Source organism: Phenylobacterium haematophilum, assembly GCF_014196295.1.
Classification (GTDB): domain Bacteria; phylum Pseudomonadota; class Alphaproteobacteria; order Caulobacterales; family Caulobacteraceae; genus Phenylobacterium; species Phenylobacterium haematophilum.
The window spans coordinates 73,280-91,504 of the sequence record NZ_JACIDK010000002.1; the positions used below are offsets into that span (position 1 = coordinate 73,280).

Consider the following 18,225-nt stretch of genomic DNA (forward strand, 5'->3'; position numbering starts at 1 on the left):
TGCGCGCCATGCGCAAACCCAACTTCATCGTGATCCTCGCCGACGACCTCGGCTATGGCGACCTCGGCTGCGACGGCGGCAAGGTCATCCGCACCCCGCACCTAGACCGCATGGCGGCCGAGGGCGTGCGGCTGACCGACTTTTACGCCTCGGCCAATGTCTGCACGCCGTCGCGCGCGGGCCTGCTCACCGGCCAGTACGCGATCCGCAACGGCCTGGCCCACGAGGTCATCCAGCCTGCCGACACGACCGGCCTGCCGCCGGACGCGCTGACCATTCCCAAGGCGCTTGGCGAGGACTACGCCAGCGCTCTGATCGGCAAGTGGCATCTGGGCCACGTGGCGCCGCACTGGCCGCCGATGGTCTATGGGTTCGACCGGTTCTACGGCCTGCCCTACAGCCACGACATGAAGCCGTTGGCGCTCTACGACAGCGCCACTTCGCCGATGACCGAAAGCCGGGCCGACTTCTCCAAGCTGACCCAGTGGTTCTTCGAGCAGGCCATCGCCTTCGCGGAGCAGAACCGCGAGCAGCCGTTCTTCGTGCTGCTGGCGCTGACTGCGCCGCACATCCCGCTGAAGCCCAATCCTGACGATCTGACCGGTTCGCCGGGCGGAGCCTATGGCGAGGTGGTCGAGGAGATCGACGTCAACGTCGGGCGGCTGCTGGAGAAGCTGAAGGCGCTTGGCCTCGATGAGGACACCATGGTGATCTTCACGTCGGATAACGGGCCGTGGTTCGAGGGCTCTTCGGGCCCGTTCCGCGACCGCAAGGGCGGCTCGGCTTGGGACGGCGGCTTCCGGGTGCCGTTCATCGCCCGCCAGCCGGGCGCGCTGCCGGCCGGCGCCGTCAGCAACGCACTGGCCAGCAACCTCGACCTGCTGCCGACGCTGAACGCCATGGCCGGCCGCCCGCCGGTCGCCGATCGCGAGCTGGACGGCGCGGACCTGTCGGGGGTGCTGAAAGACGGCGCGGCCTCGCCGCACGAGCAGATCGTGCTGTTCGACAACGCCAAGGTCGCGGCCGTGCGTACGCCGCGCTGGAAGTACGTGGCGCGGTCCTACTACCGGACCTACGACATCCCGCTGGACGGCTATCCGCTGCTGTTCGACATGGGTGTCGACCCCGGCGAGAACTACAGCGTGGCGCGCAATTTCCCCGACGCCGCGGCGGACATGCGCGCGCGGCTGGAGGCGGCCAGGGCCAAGTACGAACCGATGGCGGATGCGTTTCCGCCGCACGTGGCGCCGGCCTCGGCGGCCGACCACCCGGACTGACGGATCAGTCTATTTGCGACGTTGCTTGCGTGCGGCGTAGCGGGCGTCGCGCGCGGCCTTTTGGGCGGCGCGCAGCTCGAGCTCGGCGGTCTCGGCGTTGAACGCCTCGATCTCGCGCTTGAGCGCGTCCTGCTCGGCCTGAACGCGACGCCTTTCGGCGCGCTCGATCTCGCGCTTGGCGCGCAGCTCGGCCAGTTCGTTGGCTTTGATGGTGGCGCGGTCGGTGCCCGGTTCGGCCGTGACGGTGGGCTTCACCTTCATCTTGGCCAGGAGAGCCTTCTTGGCTTCGAGGGACGCGGTCGCGCGGTCTTGGAAAGTGCTGTTCTTAAGATAGCTCATGCGGGCGTCCCCATCTCCCAAATCGCGGGAAAATGCAATCGGGAGATGGTGCGTTTGTTCGCCGCGGGGCGTCCATGTGGCGCGGATGCACGTATCTGCCGGACAGGCGCACACCCGCGCCGCTTCCGGGAGGACCGCCATGGATGCAATTTCGCGCAGAACCCTTGTGGCGACGGGCCTGGCGCTGTTGGGAGCGCCGCGGGCCGCGGCGGCGGACCGGCTCGCCTTCGCCGTCTTCCGCGACGGAGTGCGGGTCGGCGAACACGTGATGAGCTTTTCGGGCGCCGCCGAAGATGTCGCGGTCCGCACCGAGGTCTCGCTGCTGGTCAAGCTTGGGCCGGTTCCGGTCTATCGCTACACCCACCGGGCGCTGGAGCGCTGGCGGGGAGGCCGGTTTTCGACCCTGGAGACCACCACCAACGGCAACGGCCGGGTGCAAAAGGTCAGCGCCCGGCGTGAGGGCGAGGCGGTGACGATCGACGCCGCCGGCGGACGGATCCGGGCGCCGGCGCAGGCCTCGCCGTTGACCCATTGGAAGGCGGAGGCCTTGAGCGGCCCGCTGTTCAACCCCCAGGAGGGCAAGCTGCTGCGGCTGACGGCGCGTCGGGTGGGCGCCGAGCGGATCAAGCTGGCCAACGGCGAACTCATCGCCGCGACCCGCTGGAGCCTGCGGGGCGAGAGCCAGATCGACAACTGGTACGACCAGGGCGGCGCCTGGGCCGCCCTCCGCGGCCGTCTCCCGGACGGCTCGACGATGGAGTACCGGCGGCTTTAGAGGGCCGCGAGCACCGCATCGCCCATCTGCACGGTCGAGAGCGAGCCGCCCAGGTCGCGCGTGCGGGCGCCGCCTTCGAGCGCCTTGACCACCGCGGCGTAGAGCTTGTCGGCGGCCTCGGCGCGGTCCAGCGACCAGCGCAGGGCCATTTCCAGCGACAGGATCGCGGCCAGCGGGTTGGCGAGGTTCTGGCCGGCGATGTCCGGGGCCGAGCCGTGGATCGGCTCGTAGAGACCCGGCTTGCCGGGCGCGCCCAGAGCGGCCGAGGGCAGCATGCCGAGCGAGCCGGTCAGCTGGGCGGCGGCGTCCGAGAGGATGTCGCCGAACAGGTTGTCGGTGACCATGACGTCGAACTGCTTGGGATTCTTGACGATCTGCATGGCCGCGTTGTCAGCCAGGATGTGCTCGAGCTCGACGTCGGCGTACTCGCGCTTGTGCAGATCGGAGACGACCTCGCGCCACAGCAGGCCCGAGTCCATCACGTTGGACTTCTCGGCCGAGTGGACCTTGTTGCGGCGGCCGCGGGCCAGTTCGAAGGCGACGCGGGCGACACGCTCGATCTCGGCGGTGGTGTAGACCTGGGTGTCGACGGCGCGCTTGCCTCCTTCGGGCAGCTCCTCGATGAAGCGCGGCGAGCCGAAGTAGATGCCGCCGGTCAGCTCGCGGACGATCATGAAGTCGAGGCCTTCAACCAGCTCACGCTTGAGGCTGGAGGCGTCGGCCAGGGCGTTGAAGCACAGGGCCGGGCGCAGGTTGGCGAACACTTCCATGCCGGCGCGCAGGTTCAGCAGGCCCGCCTCCGGGCGCTTGTCGCGCGGGGCGCCGACCCACTTGGGACCGCCGACCGCGCCCATCAGCACGGCCTTCGACGCCTTGGCGGCGGCCAGGGTTTCGTCGGTCAGCGGCAGGCCGTGGGCGTCGTAGCTGGCGCCGCCGAACAGCCGCTCCTCGATGGCGAGGTCCGGAACCAGGGCCTCGGCCACGCGGCGGACCTGCGCGGTCACTTCCGGGCCGATGCCGTCGCCGGGCAGGAGGAGCAGGTCGGTCATGTGGGAACCCCCGTAAAAGTCACGCGCCTAGAGCTGGCGTTCGGAGGCGATCTCGTAGGCGAAGAGCCGGCGATCGGAAACCCCGAAGGCGGGCCAATGGCTGCGCCAGGTCGCCATGTGCGGCGTTTTGAAGTGGGCGTCGAGCGCGGCCTGGTCGCGCCAGGCCTCGAACACCCGGATCAGGCCGGGATCGAGCACGTCCTCGGCGTAGGAGTATTCGAGGCAGCCGTCCTCGCCGCGGCTGGCGTCCAGCATGGCGCGCATGTGCGGCCGGAAGTCGTTCAGGAACTCCGGCGGCACCCGCACCGTACCGGCGATGATCAGGCTCACGCCCGCTCCAGCCAGGGCTGGCTGATGGCCCGCTTGCCTTCGAAGACGTCGATCGACGGTGCGGCCTGCAGGGTCTCGCCGATGGCGTCGAGGCCGTTGAGCATCTTGTCCTTGCGGGACGGGTCGATCTGGAAGCTGAAGGTCTTGCCGGACGGCGAGACCACGGTCTGGGCTGCGAGGTCGACGGTGACCATGTGGTTGCCGCCCTTGGCCTCTTCCATAAGATCCTGAACTTCCTCCGGTTTCAGGACCACCGGCAACAGGCCGTTCTGGAAGCAGTTGTTATAGAAAATGTCCGCGAAGCTGGTCGAGATCACGCAGCTGATCCCGAAATCCATCAGCGCCCAGGGGGCGTGCTCGCGCGACGAGCCGCAGCCGAAGTTGTCGCCGGCGACCAGCACGCCGGCGCCTTTGTACTCCGGGCGGTTCAGAACGAAGTCGTTCTTTTCCTTGCCGTTTTCGTCGAAGCGGAAGTCGTAGAACAGGCCGCGGCCCAGACCCTCGCGCTCCACGGTCTTGAGGAACTGCTTGGGAATGATCTGGTCGGTGTCGATGTTCGCCAGCGGCAGCGGGGCGATCTTGGCGTCGAGGCGGGTAAAGGCTTGCATGGCGTGGTCTTAGCAGAGGTTCAGGTCAGGTCGAGGGGCGGGCGCCCTGCGAGATGAGGAGGGTCGGGGCGGACGCAACCCCTGATCGTATCGTGCAGACGCGGGTGCCGGGCTTTCGGCCGGTTTTCACCTCGGAAACGTCGAAACCTGCCGAAGCTATACGGGCCTGGGCGGCATCGATGTCGGTCACTTGCCAGGCAAGGCCTCCGAAGCTGTCGAGCCCGTCGGAATCCTGCCGATCGAGGCGCGAGGCGAACTCTACGACGCTATCGGCGCAGCGGAAGAAAAGCTGCCGGACCTTCCAATCGGGATTGGAGCGGTCTAGCCGCAGGTCCAGGCCGAGCTTGGCGCCGTAGACCGCCAGGGCCCGGTCGGGGTTCGGCGTGTAGATCACCACATGGTCGAGCTGGGCGATCGGCGCCGGCCCGGTCGGCTCGGACTGTGGCCAGGCGATCCCGTCGCGCGGCGGGGCGGTAAGCAGGATGTTGATCCCGCCGGCGGCTGCGGCGTCCAGGGTGCTGGTCGTCCAGTAGCGTTTGCGGCCGTCGTCATGGGTCGAGCGCACCGAGCTCGGGACCGAACCGCCGATCCCGCGGCGGGCCAGCAGCGCGTGGGCGGCCTCGATGTCGGGGGTGGTGAAGGCGATCGCCCAAATGCCCTCCCCGTGGGCGTCGAGGTGGGCGCGGATGGTGTCGCCGAACGCGCCCTCGCCGTCCGCGGCGATGACGTCGAGCGCCATGTTGGGCAACTGGAACCAGGCGTGCCGCGCGCCGCCGTCGCCGCCGACCCAGTTGGGGGCGCGGCCGAGCAGGCGGGTGTAGCCGTCGATGGCGGCGGGCAGGTCGCGCACCGCCAGGGCGATATGGTCGAGTCCTGAGATCACGGCGCGGTCCAGTAGGTGGGCGTTTCGGGTTCGGGCTCGCCAGCGTCGAGCAGCAGGCGCAGCGAGGCGATCACGAAGGCGGCCCCGTAGGCGAGCAGCAGGACCAGACCCGCCGCGGCGAAGCCGACCCGCCAGGCGCGCTGCACGGCCGGTTCGACCAGCTGGCGGCCGTCGGCCTTGAGCCCGAGCACCTTGCCGTTCAGCAGTTCGAGCTCGAGCTTGGCGCCGGGTTGCAGGCGCAGCAGCGGGACCGGGCTGCCGCAGTTGCGCTCGACGCGGCAGGGCAGGATCAGCGGACTGGCCGTCGTGACGAGATTGATCCCGAAGCTGCGGCCGAAGGCCCCGACCTTGTCGATGTGCTCAAGCTGGCCGGCGACGGTGCGGCTAGGGCCGAGGTCGGCGCGCAGGCCGGCTGCGAACAGCCAGATGCCGGCCGCCAGGATCGGTAAGCACAGCGCGACCATCGCCGCTTCGACGGGCTTGTCGAACCTGTCCCGGTCCTCGAAGGCTGCGAGATTCTGGCGCATTCGGAAGACCACCGCCAACAGGCCGACGACCAAGATGTAGCCGCCGATCAGCATCAGCGGCCCGACCTGGCCGGGACCGCTGCCGAACATGCCGCCCTCGCCCATGTATGCGGCGGCCATGGCGCCGAGGCCGGCGCAAAGGATGGGAAGCCCCCACCAGATCAGAAAGCTGGTGCGGGCGCTCATCATCACATGAAGTCCCTGACGTCGGCGATGTGGCCGGCGATGGCGGCGGCCGCGGCCATGGCCGGGCTCATCAGGTGCGTGCGGCCGCCGCGCCCCTGGCGGCCCTCGAAGTTGCGGTTCGAGGTTGAGGCGCAGCGCTGGCCGGGGCTGAGGCGGTCCGGATTCATGCCCAGGCACATCGAGCAGCCCGGCTCGCGCCAGTCAAAGCCCGCCGCCTTGAAGATGGCGTCCAGGCCTTCTTCCTCGGCCTGGGCCTTCACCAGGCCGGAGCCCGGCACGACCATGGCGCGCACGTGCTCGGCGACCATCTTGCCGTGAACGAAGGCGTGCTGGACGACCTTGGCCGCCTCGCGCAGGTCCTCGATGCGGCTGTTGGTGCACGAGCCGATGAACACCACGTCGATCCTGGCGTCCTGGATCGGCTGGCCGGCGGTCAGGCCCATGTATTCGAGGGCGCGGGCGGCCGAGGCGCGCTTGTCCGGGGTGGCGAAGCTGTCCGGATCGGGCGCCACGTCGGTGACGGCGATGACGTCCTCAGGGCTGGTGCCCCAGGTGACCAGCGGGGCGATCACGCTTCCGTCGATCACCACCTCGCGGTCGAACACCGCGTCGTCGTCGGAATAGAGCGTCTTCCAGTAGCTGAGCGCCATTTCCCAGGCCCCGCCCTTGGGGGCGGCCGGGCGGCCCTGCATGTAGTCGTAGGTCGTCTGGTCCGGCGCGACCAGGCCCGCGCGGGCGCCGCCCTCGATGGTCAGGTTGCACAGGGTCATGCGGCCTTCCATCGAGAGGTTGCGGATCGCTTCGCCCGCATACTCGATGACGTAGCCGGTGCCGCCGGCGGTGCCGATCTCGCCGATGATGGCCAGGGCGATGTCCTTGGCGCCGACGCCGGGCGCCAGCGTCCCGTCGACCGTGACGCGCATGTTCTTCGCCTTCTTCTGGCGAAGGGTCTGCGTCGCCAGCACGTGCTCGACTTCCGAGGTGCCGATCCCGTGGGCCAGGGCGCCGAACGCGCCGTGGGTCGAGGTGTGGCTGTCGCCGCAGACGATGGTCATGCCCGGCTGGGTGCGGCCCTGCTCGGGCCCGACCACATGGACGATGCCGTTGCGGATATCGCCCATCGGGAAGAACTCGATGCCGTTGTCCTTGACGTTGCGCTCAAGCGTCTGGAGCTGCAGGCGCGCCTCGTCGTCGGCCACGGCGGCGACGCCCTTGGCCTGGCCCTCGGTCGGGATGTTGTGGTCGGCGACCGCAAGCGTGCGGTCCGGACGGCGCACAGGCCGGTGGTTGGCGCGAAGGCCGGCGAAGGCCTGCGGCGTGGTGACCTCATGGATGAGGTGCAGGTCGATATAGAGGATCGTCTCGCCGTCTTGTTCCTCGACGACGTGCGCGTCCCAGATCTTGTCGTAAAGCGTCTTTCCAACCATGGCCGGCATCTAGACCCTTTCCGGTTCGGGTGGAAACACCTGAGCCGGAGAAAAGAGGGACTTTCCGGAGGCGTTTCGAGCGCGCCGGCCGCCGCGACCAGCGCGCGCTTGCCGGAATGGAAAGATCCATACCGACCCGTGTTTGCCGAATTTTGCAGATCGGCTATTCATAAGTGCATGGCGAACGCCGATTGGGACCTGTTCCAGAGCCTGCATGCCGTGCTTCAGGCCGGCAGCCTGTCGGCGGCGGCCAAGGCGCGCGGCCTGACGCAGCCGACCCTGGGGCGTCATATCGAGGCGCTGGAGCAGAAGCTTGGCGCGCCGCTGTTCCTGCGCTCGCCGCGCGGCCTCACGCCCACCGACCTCGCCCGCCAACTGGAAAGCCACTTGGCCGAGATGCACGCCGCCGCCGCCGCAGCTCTGCGGGACGCCTCCGGGGCGGCCGACGAGCTAAAGGGCGCGATCCGCATCACCGCCAGCCAGATCATGGGCGCCGAGGTGCTGCCTGCGATCCTGGGATCGTTTCGCCGCGAGCATCCGGAGATCGACATCGAACTGGTGCTGTCCAATCGCGCCGAGGACCTGTCGCGGCGCGACGCCGACATCGCCGTGCGCATGGTGCGTCCGACGCAAGGGGCGCTGGTCGCCCGCAAGGTCGGCGCCATCGGGGTCGGGTTCTACGCCTCGCCCGACTACATTGAATGCTTCGGCGCGCCGCAGACCCTCGAAGACCTGACTGCCCATACCGTCGTCGGGTTCGACCGCGAGACCCCGGCGCTGCAGGCCCTCGCCGACCTTGAGCTGCCCTGGGAGGTCAGCCGCGAGCTGTTCGCCTTCCGGTCGGACAACGACCTGGCGCAAATCGCCGCGATCCGGGCTGGGGTCGGGGTCGGGGCCTGCCAGCACCAGATCGCCCGCCGATATGGGTTGACGCCGCTGCTCACCAACGCCTTCGGCTTCGAGCTCGAGGTGTGGATCGCGATGCACGAGAACCTACGCGGCCACCGGCGCATGCGGCTGATGTTCGATCACCTGGTCGCCGGCTTTCAGGCCTTCATCGCCGAGGGCCGGAAGGCCTAACCTCGCATGTCCCAGCGTATCCACATCGTCGGGGCCTCGTCCTCGGGCACGACCACCTTGGGCGCGGCGCTGGCCGGGCGGCTGGGCGTCAAGCACCTCGACACCGACAACTACTTCTGGGAAGCGACCGACCCGCCGTTCACCACCAAACGGCCCGAGGCCGAGCGGGTGGCGATGATGGAGGCGGAGGTGGCGGGCGAACCGTCCTGGGTGATCTCCGGTTCGCTGATCGGCTGGGGCGACGTGTTCGTCCCGCGCTTCGACCTGGTGGTGTTCCTGCACGTGCCGCACGCCGTGCGGATGGCGCGGCTGATGGCCCGTGAGCGCGCGCGTTACGGCGCGGCGATCGAGCCGGGCGGGGCGATGCACGCCGCGCATCTGGAGTTCCTGGCCTGGGCGCAGGCCTACGAGACGCCTGGCTTTCCAGGCCGCAGCCTGGAGCGGCACCGAGCCTGGCTGGCGGCGCTGACCTGCCCGGTGGTCGAGATCGTCGGCGCGCCGAGCCTGGACGAGAGCGTGGCGCGGGTGCTGGCGTCTGCGGGGTAGGAAACGGGTGTCATCCCCGAAAGCGCAAAGCGCTTGTCCGCGGCCCATTCGCACAGTGCTTTGACGGAAGGCGCGAGGCCGGGCCTCGTCCCGATCCATCTGGTGTTCATGGGGCCCGGTCTTCGGCTGCGCCGAAACCGGGATGAAGTGTCAGGCTTAGGCGACGCCTAGCCGCGCGCGAAATGCATCATGTTCGAGCCGCCGCTGGCGAAACCTAGTGGGCGTCGTCCCAGTTGGCCGCGGCTCGGGCTTCCACGACCAGCGGGACCGACAGGGCGAGCGCCGGTTCGGCGGCGCGTTCCATCACCTTCTTGATGACGTCGATGGCGGCGTCGGCCTCAGCTTCCGGGGCTTCGAAGACCAGTTCGTCGTGCACCTGCAGCAGCATGCGGGTTTCCAGCCTCGCCTGCTTCAGCGCGCCCGGCATGCGGATCATCGCCCGGCGCATGACGTCGGCGGCGGCCCCCTGGATCGGAGCGTTGATCGCCGCGCGGTCGCCGAAGGCGCGCTCGGCCTGCGACTTGGAGTTCACCGCCGGGATGTGGACCTTGCGGCCGAAGATGGTGGTGACGAAGCCCTGGGTGCGGGCCGCCTGCTTGGTGCGGTCCATGTAGGCGCGGATCCCGGGGAAGCGCTCGAAGTAGGTCTTGATGTAGGCTCCGGCCTCGTCCTGCGGGATCGACAGCTGGTTGGCCAGGCCGAAGGCTGAAATGCCGTAGACGATGCCGAAGTTGATCGCCTTGGCGCGGCGGCGGGTCTCGGACGGCATGCCCTCGATCGGCACCCCGAACATCTCCGAGGCGGTGGCCGCGTGAATGTCGTGGCCCTCCATGAAGGCCTTCTTCAGCTGCGGGATGTCGCCGACGTGGGCGAGGATCCGCAGCTCGATCTGGCTGTAGTCGGCGCTGATCAGAACGTGGCCCGGCTCAGCGATGAAGGCCTTGCGGATCTTGCGGCCTTCTTCGGTGCGGATCGGGATGTTCTGAAGGTTCGGGTCGTTGGACGACAGCCGTCCGGTGGTCGTCGAAGCCAGGGCGTAGGAGGTGTGCACCCGGCCGGTGCGGGGCGAGATCGCGGCCACCAGGTTGTCGGTGTAGGTGCCCTTGAGTTTCGACAGCTGGCGCCAGTCGAGCAGCACGCGCGGCAGCTCGTGGCCCTGGGCGGCCAGTTCCTCGAGCACCGAGGCGTCGGTGCCCTGCGCGCCGGTGGCGGTCAGCCGCTTCGAGGCCAGGCCCATTTCGCCATACAGCACCTCGCCGATCTGCTTGGGGCTGCCGAGGTTGAACGGGCGGCCGGCCAGGCGGTGGGCCTCGGCTTCGAATTCGCCCATCCGCACCGAGAAGTCGTTGGAGAGCTTGCGCAGGGTGTCGGTGTCGACCTTTATCCCCTCGTTCTCCATCGCCGCCAGCACCGGCGGCATGCCGCGCTCCAGGGTCTCATACACCGTCAGCAGGCCTTCATGCGCCAGGCGCGGGCGCAGGTGCTGGTAGAGCCGAAGGGTGACGTCGGCGTCCTCGGCGGCGTAGCAGGTCGCCGGTTCCAGCGGCACGTGCTTGAAGCTCTTCTGCGACTTGCCGGTCCCGGTGACGGACGAGAACTTGATCGGCTCGTGCTCCAGCCAGCGCTTGGAGAGCTCGTCCATGCCGTGGCTTTTGTGCAGCCCGCCCTCGAGGGCGTAGCTGATCAGCATGGTGTCTTCGATCGGCGCGACGGCGATCCCGTGGCGGGCGAGGACGGCGATGTCGTACTTGGCGTTCTGCGCCACCTTGAGCACCGTGGGGTCTTCCAGCAGCGGTTTCAGGCGGGCGATCACCTCGTCCAGCTGCAGCTGGTGGATCGCCTCGGGGGCCTCGAACTCCAGGCCGCCGGTGCTCTCGTTCTCGTGGCCGACCGGGATGTAGCAGGCCTCGCCCGGCGCCACGGCCAGCGAGACGCCGCAGAGGTTGGCGTTGGCCGAGGACAGCGCGTCGGTCTCGGTGTCGAAGGCGACGACGCCCATGGCCTTGGTCCGCGCGATCCAGGCGTCGAGGGTGGCCAGGTCGCGGACGCAGACATAGTCGCTGGGATTGATCGCCGCGGCGGCCGGGGCGGGCGCCGGACGGGCGAGCGGCGTCGGCGCGGGAGTCGCCGAGGCGGCCGTCCCGCCGCCGGCCACGCGGCGGGCCAGGGTGCGAAACTCCATCTCCTCGAGGAAGGCGGCCAGTTCCTCGGCGTTCGGGTCGTCGACGACCAGGGCGTCGATCGGCTCGGGCAGCGGGGTGTCGCAATCGAGGCGGACCAGCTCGCGCGACAGGCGGATCTGGTCGGCGAACGCGATCAGGGTGTCGCGGCGCTTAGGCTGCTTGATCTCGCCGGCGCGGGCCAGCAGCGTGTCGAGGTCGCCGTACTCGTTGATCAGCAGGGCGGCGGTCTTGACGCCGATGCCTGGCGCGCCCGGCACGTTGTCGACGCTGTCGCCGCAGAGGGCCTGGACGTCGACGACCTTTTCCGGCGGCACGCCGAACTTTTCGATGACCTGTTCGCGGCCGATCTTCACGTTTTTCATGGTGTCGAGCATCGACACCCGGTCGCCGACCAACTGCATCAGGTCCTTGTCGGACGAAATGATCGTCACCTCGCCGCCGGCGTCGCGCACCTTGCAGGCATAGGCGGCGATCAAGTCGTCGGCCTCGTAGCCGGGCAGCTCCAGGCTGGGGATGCCGAAGGCGCGGGCGGCGCGGCGCATCAGCGGGAACTGCGGAACGAGGTCCTCGGGCGGCGGCGGCCGGTGGGCTTTGTACTGGTCGTAGAGCTTGTTGCGGAAGGTCTTCTCGGAGTGGTCGAAGATCACCGCCAGGTGGGTCGGGCTCTCGGGCTGGGCCTTCATGTCGACGAGCAGCTTCCAGAGCATGTTGCAGAAGCCGCTGATCGCCCCGATCGGCAGGCCGTCGCTCTTGCGGGTCAGCGGCGGCAGCGCGTGGTAGGCGCGGAAGATGTAGCCCGAGCCGTCGACCAGGTAGAGCCGCACGGCCGGGCCGTCCTGGGTCGGTTCGCGGGGGATGTCGGCGAGGGTCGGGGCGTCGAGGGGCGCGTCGGTCATGGCGGGAACATAGGGTGCACGCGGGCGAAGGTCATCCGTCGCGTGGCGACGCGGCGCAGGTTCGTTGGGTGCGGCTTTGTGCGTAAAATACGTAAAGTACAGTATAAGTAGTCATCGCACGAATTCACGCCGTTAGTGATCTGGGCGTAACTTCGAATCGATACACTCATGAGAAGTTCTGACGATCATTCTGGGGATGGGGTGGTGCGTGGAGATTTTAGGTCTCTGCTTCAGCAATAGCGTCGACGGCGTCGCGACGGGGCATGACGGCGCCCTGGTGGTGATCTCCTATCTCGTGGCGGTGGTGGCCTCGTTCACCGCCCTGGACATGGCCGAGCGGCTCAATGCGGCTCAAGGCCCGGCGCGGCGGTTCTGGCTGCTCGGCGCGGCGGGGGTGCTGGGCGGCGGGGTCTGGTCGATGCACTTCATCGCCATGTTGGCCTACCGCACCCCGTTCAAGGTCGAGTACGACCCCGGGCTGACCATCCTGTCGGGCGCCATCGCGGTGATCGCCGTGGCCGGAGGGCTGAAGGCCATCGCCGACGGCGGCGGCTGGCGGCGGATCCTGACCGGCGGGACGCTGGTCGGGCTGGGCGTGGCGGTCATGCACTACATGGGCATGGAGGCCATGCGGCTGCCGGGCGAGGTCTACTACCGGCCCGGCTTCTTCGGGCTGTCGGTGCTGATCGCGGTGGCCGCGGCCAGCGTGGCCCTGTGGCTGGTGGTCAATCTGCGCACAGCGCGCCAGCGGGCGGCGGCGGCGATCGTGATGGCCGCGGCGATATGCGGCATGCACTTCACGGCCATGGCCGGCACGGTGATCGTCGCCGGACCCGGCGTGGCGGACGGCGACGGACAGCTGGTCTCCGGTTCGCTGCTGTCGGCGACCATCGCGGCGTGTACGGCGCTGATCCTGACCGTCGGGCTGATGTGCGCCTACATCGACCGGCGGCTGGAGGCGCGCTCGCTGGCCGAGGCCGAGCGGCTGCGGGAGATCAACGGCCAGCTTGAGTCGGCGGTGCAATCGCGGACCACCGACCTGACCACGGCGCTGGCCGCGCTGGACGAGCAGCGCCGCCGGGCCGAGGACGCCAACCGCGCCAAGTCCGACTTCCTGGCCAATATGAGTCACGAGCTGCGCACGCCGCTGAACGCGGTGATCGGCTTCGCCGACATCCTGCGCATGCGCAGCGTCAAGCCGCTGACCGAACGCCAGACCGAAGCTGTCGAGCAGATCCACACGGCCGGGCGCCACCTGCTGGCGCTGATCGAGGAAGTGCTCGATTTCGCCAAGATCGAAAGCGGCAAGGTCTCGGTTTCGATCGAGGCGATCGACCCGCAGGAGGTGGCCCAGGCCCTGGCCGGGACCTTCCGGCCGATGGCTGACCGCGCGGGGATCAGCGTGACCATCGCCGAGCCGGAGGCCAAGCTGGCGGTGCGCGCCGACCACCTGCGGCTCAAGCAGGTGCTGGCGAACCTGATTTCCAACGCTATCAAGTACAATCGCCCGCGCGGCGCGGTGGAGGTGACCACCCGCGCCCTCGGCGACCGGGTGCTGATCAGCGTCCGCGACACCGGGCTCGGCATCCCGACCGGCCGGATGGCCGACCTGTTCGAGCCGTTCGAGCGGCTGGGCCGCGAGGGCTCGGGCGTGGAGGGCGCGGGCCTTGGGCTGGCCCTGACCCGCCGACTGGTCGAGGCGATGAACGGCAAGCTCGACGTTCAGAGCCTGGAGGGCGTCGGTTCGACCTTCATCGTCGACCTGCCGGCCGCCGAGCCGGCCCAGGTCGCGACCCGCGAGGAGGACCGCCGCCAGGCCCTGGCCGGCAAGGCCCCGGACGCGGTGGTGCTCTATATCGAGGACAACGCCTCGAACATCCGGCTGATGCGCCACATCGCCGAGGCGCTGGGGACGCTCGACCTGCATGTGGCCGAGCTGCCGATGGAGGGGCTGGAGCTGGCGGCGACCCTGCGCCCGGACGTCATCCTGCTGGACATCAACCTGCCCGGCATGGACGGCTTCCAGGTCAAGGCGCGGCTGGAGGCCGACCCGGCGACCTGCGACATCCCGGTGATCGCGATCTCGGCCAATGTGCTGGCCGAGACGGTCACCCGCGGCAAGATTTCCGGCTTCCATGGCTACCTGACCAAGCCGATCAACATCGAGGCCCTGGTCGCAGCGATCACCGCGGCCGTCGAACGCTCGCCGCCGACGACCGCGGTCAGCGCCTAGCGTCTACCTGAAGCGTTTGTTGAGGTCGGGCAGACCCTGGCCGGCCTGGGCCAGGGCGCTCGAATCGCCGCTGGCCAGGAAGTCGCTGATCACCCGGCCGAGCGCGGCGTAGGCGGCGCGGAACGGGGCGGTGGCCGAGGACAGCCGCCGCACGCCCAGGGCCTGCAGCCGCTCGGCGCTCGGCGCGCCGCCGCGGCCCATGACGTTGAGCGGCAGGGCGATATCGCGCGCCAGGGTTCCGAGCAGGGCCTCGTCGGTCGGGCCGGGGACGAAGATCCCGTCGGCGCCGGCGGCGCGATAGAGCTCGGCGCGGCGCAGGGTCTCGGCCAGCGCGGCGTCTCCTTCCGCCAGGCCGCGCAGATAGACGTCGGTGCGGGCGTTGACGAACAGCTCGGCGCCCGCGGCCTTGCGGACCGCCTCGATCTTGCGGGCGTGCAGGTCGGGATCGCGGCCGCCGTCCTCGAGATTGATCCCGACCGCGCCGGCGCCGACGACGCCCTTGATCGTCTCGGCCAGCGTCGCGAGGTCGTCGGAATAGCCGCCCTCGATGTCGGCGGTCAGCGGGACCTTCAGCACGCGGGCGATCTCGCCGATGGCGGCGAGCAGGGTGGGGACCGGCAGCAGGTCGCCGTCGGCGTAGCCGTGGGCCCAGGCGACCGCGGCCGACGAGGTGGCGACGGCCTTGGCGCCGGCGTCCTCCATCAGCGCCGCGCTGGCGGCGTCCCAGGCGTTGGGCAGCACGAGGATCTGCGGATCCGCGTGGAGTTGTTTGAAAACCGCTGCTTGGCTCATGGTCGCCTCCTCCTGTGGCTCAGGTGAAGACGATATAGGCGCCGGGCCTGTGACATCCCGGCGGGAATCGGCCGTGGTCAGCGGGCTGCTGACAACGGTGTGTCAGTGGCCGTGCGGGCCTTCGTAGACGCCGGGGGCCAGGCGTTCGTCCTCGGGGCCTTCCGAACCGTCCGGAAGCACGAAGCGGCGGTCGCAGTAGGGGCACTCGACGAAAGTCGCCTCGCCCATCTCCAGCCACACGCGCGGATGGCCCAGCGCGCCGCCGACGCCGTCGCAGGCGACCCGGCCCGAGCGCACCACCACCACTTCCGACGGCGGCAGGTCCGGCGTAAGGGCGCCTTTGGCGGGCATGGGCTCCAATTGCGAGGAGCGGCCTTGGTCGGGAACGGGGGCTTTACGGGCCATTCTTGAACTCTCCGGCGGCGGAAGCTTGGCGGATGCGCCGCACGCGCCTAGGTATCGGACCACGGCTTCGCCCGTCAATGCACGCCCCGGACACAAAGAGACGCATGGACCTACCTGAGTTCGCCATCGAGGCCGAAGGCGTCGTCAAGATCTACCCGGCGACCAAGACCGCGCCGGAGATGCACGCCTTGCGCGGGCTGGACCTGAAGATCCCGCGCGGATCGATCTTCGGGCTGCTGGGCCCCAACGGCGCGGGCAAGTCGACCTTCATCAACACCCTGGCCGGCCTGACCAAGAAGACAGCCGGCACGGTGCGCATCTGGGGCCGTGACATCGACCAGCGCCCGCGCGACGCACGCGCCGCGATCGGCGTGGTGCCGCAGGAGATCGCCGCCGACCCGTTCTTCACGCCGCGCGAGTCGCTGGAGGTGCAGGCCGGCATGTACGGCGTGCCGCCGGCCGAGCGCCGGACCATGGAGCTGCTGAACGCGCTCGGCCTGGGCGACAAGGCCGGGGCCTATGTGCGCCAGCTGTCGGGCGGCATGAAGCGGCGCCTGATGGTGGCCAAGGCCATGGTGCACAATCCGCCGGTGCTGATCCTCGACGAGCCGACGGCCGGGGTCGACGTCGAGCTGCGCCGCCAGCTCTGGAACTACGTGGTCGAGCTGAACCGCAAGGGCGTGACCATCGTCCTGACCACGCACTACCTGGAAGAAGCCCAGGAGCTCTGCGACCAGATCGCCATCGTCAACCGCGGCGAGGTGGTGGCCTGCGAGCCGACCTCGAGCCTGCTGCGCCGGCTGGATACCCGTAATGTGGTGGTGACGCCGGAGGAACCGCTGATGGTCGCCCCGGAGCTGCCGGGCTTCGAGACCAAACCGCGGGCGGGCGGGGCGTTCCAGGTGACCTATCGGACCGGCCAGTCGAGCGTCGAGCAGGTGCTGGCGGCGGTGCGCGCCACCGGTCTGCACATCAAGGACATCGCCACCGAGGACCCGGACCTGGAGGACGTGTTTGTTTCGCTCACCACCGCGGGCGCCTGAGCGCTTCCGTTTCGCTTAGGTTTCGGCTAGACAGCGCAACTCGCTCAGACGCACCCGTAGCTCAGCTGGATAGAGCGTTGCCCTCCGAACTGGAAAAAGAGGGTCTACGCCAATCTACGCTACGCTTTGTCTTTCTACGCTAAGCTACTGTTAGGCAAAGACTAATCTAGCCAACAGGCTTCGCCAGACTTACCCATTGTAACCGTGGATTGGCCTCCAACTGCTTCCGTGGTGCTTCCGCGGAAGCAGGGCCAGACTGCGGAGAACGCCGATGAGCAAGCTGACGAAGCGCGTCGTGGACGCTGCCGAGACCCGTGACGGGGAATACATCATCTGGGACGATGAGTTGCCCGGCTTCGGCCTGCGTGTCTTCCCGTCCGGCAAGCGCAGCTACATGATCCAGTACCGCGCCCTGGGTCGAACGCGGCGCTATACGATTGGGCAGCACGGCGTTTGGGCTCCCGAAACCGCCCGCCGCGAGGCCAAGGTTCAGCTCGGACGTGTCGCCAAGGGCGACAACCCCTCCGAGGAGCGCCTGCTCAACCACAAGGCCATCACGGTCAAGGAACTCTGCGAACTCTACGTCAAAGACCTGAACGCCGGTCTGATCATGGGCAAAGGCGGACGACCGAAGAAGCAGACCACCATCACGACCGACAGCGGCCGTGTGCTGCGCCACATCGTGCCGCTGCTCGGCCAACGTAGGGTGCAGGACCTGACCCGGGCCTGCATCATTGCGGTGATGAAGGACATCATCGCCGGCAAGACCCGCGGCATGTTCAAGACCTCGAGGCTGCGCGGAAAGTCGGTGGTCAAGGGCGGCCCCGGCACCGCGCGACGCACCATCGGCCTGCTCGGCGGCATCCTTACTTACGCCGTCAACCTCGGCATCATCGAGCGCAACCCCGCGCACGGCATCCAGAAGCCCAAGGGCAACGTCCGCGAGCGGCGACTGTCAGAAGCTGAATACCGAACCCTCGGCGGGATGCTCGCCGAGGCGGCGCGCGACGAGGACAATGCGATCGCCGTCGAGATCATCCGTCAACTCGCGCTGACCGGCTGCCGCCGCAGCGAGATCGTCAAGCTCAAGTGGGCCGAAGTGGACTTCGACGGCAGTTGCCTGCGCCTCGTCGACAGCAAGGAGGGCGCCTCTGTTCGGCCCATCGGCCTATCCGTCGTCGAGCGGCTCGAACGCCGCCGACGGTCGAAGGCCGGCAGCTATGTCTTCCCCGGCCGCAACGTCGAGCAATCCTACGGGTACTTCCAGAACCGTTGGGACCGGATTTTCAAGGGCTCGCCCCTGGCCGGCGTGACGCCGCATGTGCTCCGCCACAGCTTCGCCAGCATCGCCAACGATCTGGGCTTCACCGAAGTGACGATTGCGGCGCTGATCGGCCACGCCAAGGGCTCGATCACCGGGCGCTACATCCATACGCTCGATACCGCGCTCATCATGGCTGCGGATAATATCTCAGGCTATATCGAGGGCCTGCTGAATGGCGCACAGTTCAAGCAGAACAGCTACGCCCTCGACCGCGCGTCCCGGAAGGCGTCTCTGACGCGGTTCCTGTCGAAGGCCGCCGGGGATGGCGAAGACCTACCGCTCGCAGCTTGACCGTTCCCCCACAAAACCTTGTCGGAGAGGC

Annotated in this window: 17 protein-coding genes; 7 read left to right on the forward strand and 10 right to left on the reverse strand. The window is 68.8% G+C overall.

Annotation, left to right across the window (positions count from 1 at the left end; genetic code table 11):
* Positions 1–8 precede the first annotated feature (8 nt).
* A complete protein-coding gene (locus GGQ61_RS06180; RefSeq protein WP_183770758.1) occupies positions 9–1,277 on the forward strand; it encodes a sulfatase family protein in 1,269 nt (422 codons plus the stop codon).
* 9 nt (positions 1,278–1,286) lie between these two features.
* Here GGQ61_RS06180 and GGQ61_RS06185 read toward each other — a convergent pair whose 3' ends face one another.
* Positions 1,287–1,757 carry a DUF6481 family protein gene (locus GGQ61_RS06185; RefSeq protein WP_246370581.1) on the reverse strand — a complete coding sequence of 157 codons (471 nt, stop codon included), beginning with the start codon at positions 1,755–1,757 and terminating at the stop codon, positions 1,287–1,289.
* Between GGQ61_RS06185 and GGQ61_RS06190 the strand changes: the two genes are divergently transcribed.
* A complete protein-coding gene (locus GGQ61_RS06190) occupies positions 1,756–2,391 on the forward strand; it encodes a DUF6134 family protein (protein WP_183770760.1) in 636 nt (211 codons plus the stop codon). The genes GGQ61_RS06185 and GGQ61_RS06190 overlap by 2 nt on opposite strands.
* On the opposite strand, the gene leuB is transcribed toward GGQ61_RS06190, so the two are convergent.
* From leuB to leuC, 6 genes are read right to left on the reverse strand one after another with little or no spacing between them, the layout of a single operon-like run.
* Complete coding sequence (leuB, locus tag GGQ61_RS06195) at positions 2,388–3,440, reverse strand: 3-isopropylmalate dehydrogenase (protein WP_183770762.1); 1,053 nt, start codon at positions 3,438–3,440, stop codon at positions 2,388–2,390. The genes GGQ61_RS06190 and leuB overlap by 4 nt on opposite strands.
* 27 nt (positions 3,441–3,467) lie before the next feature.
* On the reverse strand, positions 3,468–3,770 hold the full coding sequence (locus GGQ61_RS06200) for an antibiotic biosynthesis monooxygenase (RefSeq protein WP_183770764.1): 303 nt from the start codon (positions 3,768–3,770) through the stop codon (positions 3,468–3,470).
* Positions 3,767–4,378, reverse strand: a complete 612-nt coding sequence (leuD, locus tag GGQ61_RS06205; RefSeq protein WP_183770766.1) for a 3-isopropylmalate dehydratase small subunit — start codon at positions 4,376–4,378, stop codon at positions 3,767–3,769. The genes GGQ61_RS06200 and leuD overlap by 4 nt, the downstream gene beginning before the upstream one ends.
* Before the next feature lie 25 nt (positions 4,379–4,403).
* Complete coding sequence (locus GGQ61_RS06210) at positions 4,404–5,261, reverse strand: VOC family protein (RefSeq protein WP_183770768.1); 858 nt, start codon at positions 5,259–5,261, stop codon at positions 4,404–4,406.
* Entirely contained in the window at positions 5,258–5,977 is a 720-nt protein-coding gene (locus GGQ61_RS06215) for a hypothetical protein (RefSeq protein WP_183770770.1), read from the reverse strand. The genes GGQ61_RS06210 and GGQ61_RS06215 overlap by 4 nt, the downstream gene beginning before the upstream one ends.
* The gene (gene leuC, locus GGQ61_RS06220; protein ID WP_183770771.1) at positions 5,977–7,401 is read right to left on the reverse strand and encodes a 3-isopropylmalate dehydratase large subunit; all 1,425 of its coding nucleotides are present in this window, start codon (positions 7,399–7,401) and stop codon (positions 5,977–5,979) included. Before leuC ends, GGQ61_RS06215 begins: the two co-directional genes overlap by 1 nt.
* Before the next feature lie 177 nt (positions 7,402–7,578).
* Here leuC and GGQ61_RS06225 point away from each other — a divergent pair, with 177 nt between their 5' ends.
* Complete coding sequence (locus GGQ61_RS06225) at positions 7,579–8,481, forward strand: LysR family transcriptional regulator (RefSeq protein WP_183770773.1); 903 nt, start codon at positions 7,579–7,581, stop codon at positions 8,479–8,481.
* A 6-nt stretch (positions 8,482–8,487) separates the two neighbouring features.
* Complete coding sequence (locus GGQ61_RS06230; RefSeq protein WP_183770775.1) at positions 8,488–9,027, forward strand: ATP-binding protein; 540 nt, start codon at positions 8,488–8,490, stop codon at positions 9,025–9,027.
* 214 nt (positions 9,028–9,241) lie between these two features.
* On the opposite strand, the gene polA is transcribed toward GGQ61_RS06230, so the two are convergent.
* Positions 9,242–12,106: a DNA polymerase I gene (polA, locus tag GGQ61_RS06235; protein WP_183770777.1), complete on the reverse strand. Its 2,865-nt coding sequence runs from the start codon at positions 12,104–12,106 to the stop codon at positions 9,242–9,244.
* Positions 12,107–12,314: 208 nt separating this feature from the next.
* On the opposite strand from polA, the gene GGQ61_RS06240 reads away from it, so the two are divergent.
* The gene (locus GGQ61_RS06240; protein ID WP_183770778.1) at positions 12,315–14,339 is read left to right on the forward strand and encodes an MHYT domain-containing protein; all 2,025 of its coding nucleotides are present in this window, start codon (positions 12,315–12,317) and stop codon (positions 14,337–14,339) included.
* A 3-nt stretch (positions 14,340–14,342) separates the two neighbouring features.
* Here the strand turns inward: GGQ61_RS06240 and GGQ61_RS06245 are convergent, their stop codons facing one another.
* Both GGQ61_RS06245 and GGQ61_RS06250 read right to left on the reverse strand, forming a co-directional pair.
* Positions 14,343–15,131, reverse strand: a complete 789-nt coding sequence (locus tag GGQ61_RS06245) for an isocitrate lyase/PEP mutase family protein (RefSeq protein ID WP_183770780.1) — start codon at positions 15,129–15,131, stop codon at positions 14,343–14,345.
* Positions 15,132–15,233: 102 nt separating this feature from the next.
* Positions 15,234–15,482, reverse strand: coding sequence for a zinc-finger domain-containing protein (locus tag GGQ61_RS06250; protein ID WP_183772372.1), 249 nt, complete (start codon positions 15,480–15,482; stop codon positions 15,234–15,236).
* A 158-nt stretch (positions 15,483–15,640) separates the two neighbouring features.
* On the opposite strand from GGQ61_RS06250, the gene GGQ61_RS06255 reads away from it, so the two are divergent.
* On the forward strand, positions 15,641–16,579 hold the full coding sequence (locus GGQ61_RS06255; protein ID WP_183770782.1) for an ABC transporter ATP-binding protein: 939 nt from the start codon (positions 15,641–15,643) through the stop codon (positions 16,577–16,579).
* Between the two features lie 271 nt (positions 16,580–16,850).
* The gene (locus GGQ61_RS06260; protein ID WP_183770784.1) at positions 16,851–18,194 is read left to right on the forward strand and encodes a tyrosine-type recombinase/integrase; all 1,344 of its coding nucleotides are present in this window, start codon (positions 16,851–16,853) and stop codon (positions 18,192–18,194) included.
* Positions 18,195–18,225: the final 31 nt, after the last annotated feature.